The organism is Microtetraspora malaysiensis (assembly GCF_001528665.1).
GTDB classification, from domain to species: domain Bacteria; phylum Actinomycetota; class Actinomycetes; order Streptosporangiales; family Streptosporangiaceae; genus Microtetraspora_A; species Microtetraspora_A malaysiensis.
On record NZ_BBYJ01000013.1, the window covers coordinates 176,422 to 182,421 of the forward strand.

Annotated in this window: 4 protein-coding genes; 1 reads left to right on the top strand and 3 read right to left on the bottom strand. The window is 71.5% G+C overall.

Annotated features, from left to right (window positions below):
• Nucleotides 1-111 precede the first annotated feature (111 nt).
• Together AWQ71_RS18190 and AWQ71_RS18195 are read right to left on the bottom strand one after the other, a co-directional pair.
• Nucleotides 112-1,383: an NAD(P)/FAD-dependent oxidoreductase gene (locus AWQ71_RS18190; protein ID WP_067134694.1), complete on the bottom strand. Its 1,272-nt coding sequence runs from the start codon at nt 1,381-1,383 to the stop codon at nt 112-114.
• 82 nt (nt 1,384-1,465) lie between these two features.
• Nucleotides 1,466-3,442: an alpha/beta hydrolase family protein gene (locus AWQ71_RS18195; RefSeq protein WP_067134695.1), complete on the bottom strand. Its 1,977-nt coding sequence runs from the start codon at nt 3,440-3,442 to the stop codon at nt 1,466-1,468.
• 315 nt (nt 3,443-3,757) lie between these two features.
• Between AWQ71_RS18195 and AWQ71_RS18200 the strand changes: the two genes are divergently transcribed.
• A complete protein-coding gene (locus AWQ71_RS18200; protein ID WP_067134697.1) occupies nt 3,758-5,431 on the top strand; it encodes a TIGR03767 family metallophosphoesterase in 1,674 nt (557 codons plus the stop codon).
• 136 nt (nt 5,432-5,567) lie between these two features.
• On the opposite strand, the gene AWQ71_RS43870 is transcribed toward AWQ71_RS18200, so the two are convergent.
• The coding region (locus AWQ71_RS43870; RefSeq protein WP_245658350.1) for a helix-turn-helix domain-containing protein at nt 5,568-6,000 on the bottom strand (433 nt) is incomplete at its 5' end.

Genomic DNA, 6,000 nt, shown 5'->3' on the forward strand with positions numbered 1-6,000 from the left:
GGCCAGTCGCCGCTGCGAGCCCGTACGTCCGCGGCCACCTCTTTCACCGACCGGCCGTCGGTGTCGACGCGCAGATCACCTGCGCCGGCGCCGTCGAGCGGCCGGGCTCGGTCATCCCATCACCGTGCCGGTCGAGTCCGCGTTGCGCGGCCGGGCACGGCCGAAGGCGGCGAGCCCTATCTCCAACCGAGTGTGCTCACCGACGACGCCGCTCTCACCGTCGATCACGGCCCGCATCAGGCGTCCGACCATGGGAGCATTCTTGAACTGGTTGCCGCTGGTCCCGATCGCGACGTAGAAGCCCGCGCGTTCCGTGCCGTCGTAGATCGGGGTCCAGTCCTCGGTGACGTCGTAGACGCCGGCGACGCCGATCGGCTTGCCGGGCACACCGAGTTCGGGAAGGCGGCGGGCGGCGCGCGTGACCTGCGCCGCAAAGACCTGCGCGGTGGGATTGGGGTTGGCGGCGTCGGGGTCGTCGACCCACTGCAGCTCGTCACACTCGGGCTCGGTGCCGCCGACCAGCAGCCCGTCACCCGGGGCGCCCCGCAGGTAGACGCCGAGGTCGAGGTCGGCGACGCACGGGCCGATGCCCTCGCCGTTGTAGCCGGCCGGCGCGGGCACGTGGTGCACCTCCTGGCGCATCGGCCGGACAGTGACCGACCAGCCTGCGCCGACGCCCGCCAGCGCGTTCAGCCTGCCGGACCACGGCCCGGCCGCGTTGACGACGACGGGCGCGCTCACGGTCGTGCCGTCGTCGAGCCGGACACCGTTCACCGGACCGTCGCCGAGGACGGCGACCACCTGACGCCGGAACAGGAACCGCGCGCCCCGCCGCTTCGCGCCGTTGGCGAGGTTGACGGCGGCCAGACCCGGGTCGTCGACGAAGCCGGAGTCCGGGGTCCACAGCGCGCCGAGGCGCCGGTCCGTTTCCTCCCAGAAGGCCGGGTCCTCGATGCGCTTCGGAGGCCAGAACCGGCCGGGGTCGAGCCCGGGCATCCGGCGGGCCAGCTCGTTGGCGTCCCAAACCTCGTACGGGATGCCCGCCCGGTCGAACATCTCGAGGACACGGTCCATCGGCGCGATGTCGACGTCCAGGAACACCATGCCGACGCGGTGGAACTTCGCCATCCCGGCGTCGTCCACGCCCTCGAGGTGGTCGGCCCACTTCTCCCAGCAGTGCTTGGACTCCCAGGACAGCGCGATGCCGTCCCAGGTCGAGTAGTTGAACCGGATCACCGCGCTGGACGCGCTGGTCGACCCCTGGCCGGGCCCGCTCGCCTTGTCGACCACCACCACGGAGCGGCCCGTCCCGGCCAGCTCGAACGCGATCGAGGAGCCGATCACGCCGGCGCCGACCACCACCACATCTGCTGTCACGCTCATGTGCACCGTCTTCCTTCGCGATCCTGGCCACATCGGCGGCCCGCCTGGCTTCGCCGTACGACCCATGCGCCGCCGGAAGGTGTCAGCCGCGGGCCGGCATGTGCTTCTGGAACCAGTCCACGACGCGGGTACTGAAGTCGATCAGAGCCGGAAAGGCACGGACGCCGTGGCCTTCCTGCGCGTAGATCGCGAGCTGGGACTCGACCCCGTGCTCGAGCAGCGCCTGGTGGAACTCCTGGGCCTGCGTCGGGGGCGTGCAGCGGTCCAGGGCGCCGGCGACGTTCAGGCACGGGGTGCGCACCTTGCTGGCGTGGGCCACCGGGCTCCTGGAGTGGAACTTGTCGCCGGGGACTTCTGGGTTCCCGTCGAGGAACAACGCGTCGAAGTGGGGGATGTTGCTGGTGAAGTGCTGGCTGTACCAGTCCGTCACGGGTGAGACCGGTACGGCGGCGGCCCAGCGCCGGTCCTGGGTGACCAGCCACGCGGACATGTAGCCGCCGTACGACCCGCCGATCAGGCCGACCCTGGTCGGGTCCACGATCCCGCGCTCGACGAGAGCGTCGATCGCGGACGTGAAGTCGGCCGTGTCCTCGCCGCCCATCTCCCCGAACACCAGCCGGGCGAAGTCCTGCCCGCGGCCGGAGCTGCCCCGCGGGTTGGGGTTGAGGACGGCGTACCCCTGAGCCACCAGCAGCGGGATCCAAGGCGAGGACATCGACCACAGGTTCCGGTAGCCCCACACCGGACCACCGTGGATGTTCACCACGAGCGGGAAGGGCCCGTCCCCGGCGGGGAGGCACAGGATCCCCTCGATTCGCAGCCCGTCCGGTGCGGACCAGGTGACCGTCTCGGCCTTGCCCGCGACCGACAACACGTACTCGGTGCCCGGGTGCCTGATCCCCGCGAGCTCGACCCGCTCCTCACCCAGCACCACGACCCGTTGCGGTACCGAGTAGCCCTCCTCGACGAGCACCACGCGGCCGTCGGCGGACCAGGCCCCCTCCGGGTAGCGCGTGCCGCAGCTGGTGTCCGTGCTCGACCACAGCTCGGTCATCTTCCCGGTCACCGCGTCGTACACCGCGGCGACGGTCTCCATGCCGCGGATCCCCAGGATTCCCAGGCGATCCGCGTCGATCCACTGGGTCGAGGTGACGTCCAACCCGCCGGTGTCGACCCGCTCGAAGGCAGCACCGGGAGCGCTCACCAGCAGGTCACCCGCGACAACCCAGCGGTCGCTGCACACCGCCTCGACCACCGCCAACCGTCCCCCGGAAGGCGAGGCCGCGGGCCAGCCCAGCTGCACATCGGAGCGGGCCAGTTCGGTAACCGCGCCGTCGAGGCCCAGGCGGGAGAGCACGGCCGTGTACCAGGCGCCCTCGTCCGGAGCGGGGCTGGTGACCGCGACGACCGCGTCAGGGCCGAGCCAGACCGCCTCCCAGATGTTGAGCCCCTCCGGCGACAGCCTGGTGGTCGTACCTGCCGCGAGGTCATGCATCCACAACGACCGCCACGACTCCTCCGTCACGCCGATCTCGACGCGCGGGTGCCAGTCCGGCAGCTCCTCCTTCGGCCTGCGCGTCGTGCCGCTCCCCTGACCACCGGCCAGATCGGCACCGAGCCCCGCCACCCCGAGCAGCACCTTCGTGCCGTCCGGCGACCAGGAGCAGTACTCCACCGTCCCGGCGGGCACGGCCGGGGTCGCCTCCGCCTCACCGAGCTGACCGGTCCGTAGCAGGTAGAGCTGGAACCGGCCTGCCTCCATGCGGTCGGACAGAAACGCCACCGTCGCCCCGTCCGGGGAGAAGCGCGGTTGCCGCGAGGAACCGGACGGCCCCGTCAGCGGCCGCAAGTCCGCACCGTCGACCAGGAAGCAGGCCTGGCGCGGAAGGCCGGCCAGCTCGTCGTACACGAGGCCGGTCACGGCGATCCGCGACCCGTCTGCGGAGCAGGACGGCTCCAGCAGCTTGTGCGGCCGTCCCATCACCGGCTCGTGCGACCGCCGGAAGTACTCTTCGACCAGGTCCCAGGTGGCGCTGCCGCGCACGTCTCTACGGCTCATGGGCGGGACCCTACGCGGTGGGGCGGCCCATCTCCATCGACGCGGGATGGAAACCGGAGGGCTTGGGTTCAACAGGTGTCGAGGTCATCACCTCTCGTAGCGGCTGACCGTGGTGGCGCGGCCCTGACCTCGCCCGCGTGAACGGCGGGAGAGCGGCAGGCTTCCAGCCGGCTGCCGTCAGATGGCTTTACCACATGTAGCCCGGCTGTGCCATTGATAGCTGTACAGCGTTTCAGCCTTGTTAGGCCGGCAGTCATTCCCGGTGTCAACCATCCCAGTGGACGTTTCGCCTCGACGCCATCACTGGGGAGCACCATGGATCCCGTCCTCAGCCGTCGCGCCTTCCTCCTCACCTCCGGAATGACCGCCGCGGGCGTCGGGCTGGAGATCGCACTCGCCTCCACCCCGGCCACCTCCTCGACCACGACCACCTCCTCCTCCTCTTCGGCCACGACCACAGCCACCACGGTCCAGACCGTCGCCAGGCCTCGCGGCGCCACCGGATACCGCAGGCTGGCCAACGGCCCGGGCTGGCGGCGGGTGACCCGCACCGAGCTGGCCGAGGCCAAGAAGGGCAGGGCCGAGCGCCGCACGGTGCTTGCCTGCTTCGTCCAGTTCACCGACCTGCACATCACCGACGTGCAGAGCCCGCAGCGCTATGAGTTCCTGCGCACCGGAGCCGTGAGCGCCTGGCGCCCGCAGGAGGCGCTGACCGCCGCCGGCGCCATCTCGCTGATCGAACAGGTCAACACCCTGCGGTACGGCCCGGCCACCCGGGCGCCCATCGGCTTCGTCATGACCACGGGCGACAACACCGACAACAACTCCCGCATCGAGCTGGAGTGGTTCCTGACCGCCATGACCGGCGGCCGCTTCACCCCCAACACCGGCGACCCGAGCGCGTACGAGGGCGTGCAGGACTCCGGCCTGGGCCTGTACTGGCAGCCCGGGTCCGGCGTGCGCGACATCGACAAGCGGGTGGGATTCCCCCGCCTGGACGGCTTCCTGGAGGCGGCCATCCGTGAGGTGAGCAGCCCCGGACTGGCCGTGCCGTGGTACTCCACCATCGGCAACCACGACCAGCTCTTCGGCGGCGCCTACTCCACGGCCGGCGGCTTCTTCGCCGACCTGGCCACCGGCTCGCGCAAGTTGTTCACCCTGCCCGACTCCGAGGCCGCCGCCGTCTACCGGGCGCTGCGCCAGGGCCCCGACCCCACGGGCTCCCGCTTCCGCGAGGCCTGGAAGCGCTACCAGGCCAAGGCCCGCACGGTCACCGCCGACGAGCGCCGCGCTCCCGTGAGCCCGCGCGACTACATCGCCGCTCACCTCGACCCGGCACACACCGGCGCGGGGCCCGTCGGGCACGGCTACACCCGCGACAACCTCGACAGCGGCCGGCTGGACTACTCCTTCCGGATCGCCGACGGCGTCGTCGGCATCAGCCTGGACACCACCGACCGCGGCGGCGATTACCGCGGATCGGTCGGCACCCGGCAGCTGGCCTGGCTGGAGCAGACCCTGAAGACCCACGCCGACGACATCGCGCTGATCTTCAGTCACCACCCGAGCTGGGCCATGACCAACCTCATCCCGGCCCCGGCCCGCCCGCACGACAAGCGCCACAGCGGGCAGGAGCTGCTGGCGGTGCTGAAGAAGCACCGCAACGTGGCCGCGTGGATCAACGGCCACTCCCACCGCAACAAGATCGTCCCGCATGGCGGCTTCTGGGAGGTCTCCACCGCCTCCCACGTCGACTACCCGCAGCTGGCCAGGGTGATCGAGCTGGCCGACAACCGCGACGGAACGCTTTCCCTGTTCACCACGCTGGTGGAGTCGGCCGCGCCGTACCGCACCGATTTGACCGATCTGTCGCAAAACGGGCTGGCCGCGCTCTACCGGGAGCTGTCGTTCAACGCGCCGGGCCTGCAGAGCGCGCTGGCGGGCCTGCCGGGCGACCGCAACACCGAGCTCCTGCTGAAGAGGCGCTGACAGCGTTTCGTGCGCGGGGACGGTCGGCCCGGCCGGGCACCCCTTCTGCCTCCGCGCCGCATGAAGCGGCAGATCGCCCTCCGGCGCTGCCCTCACCCCACACGGTTGCAGATCTCGTAACGGTCGGAGGGACGGGTCATCGTGGCGGAGACTCGGGTTGCCGGTGCATCCGCCGCAGCGCGAACGCGAGCTGCAGCCGCAGCCGGCCCCGCGGATCGCGGACGTTCCAGCCGAGCAGGCGCTCGGCGCGGGTCAGCCGGTCCTGGAGCGTCGAATGGTGGAGGTTCAGTGCGGCGGCGGCGGTGCGCAGGCTCGGCTCGACGGCCACCGCGTGGAGCGTGGCGAGCATCCACGGCGCTACCGAACCCGCCCGGTCGAGTGCCCGCACGTCCGGAACGGGTTCGGTGTCGGGGCCGACGGCGGTGGCGAGCACGGCAAGCCCGCCCAACTCGTCGGCGTGGACCACACGGGGGCCGGGGTCCTGTTCGGTGCCGTCGGCGGTCAGGCGCAGCGCCGTCCTCGCCGCGGCCCACGACGCGGGCAGATCGAGCACCGGTACGGCGGGGCCG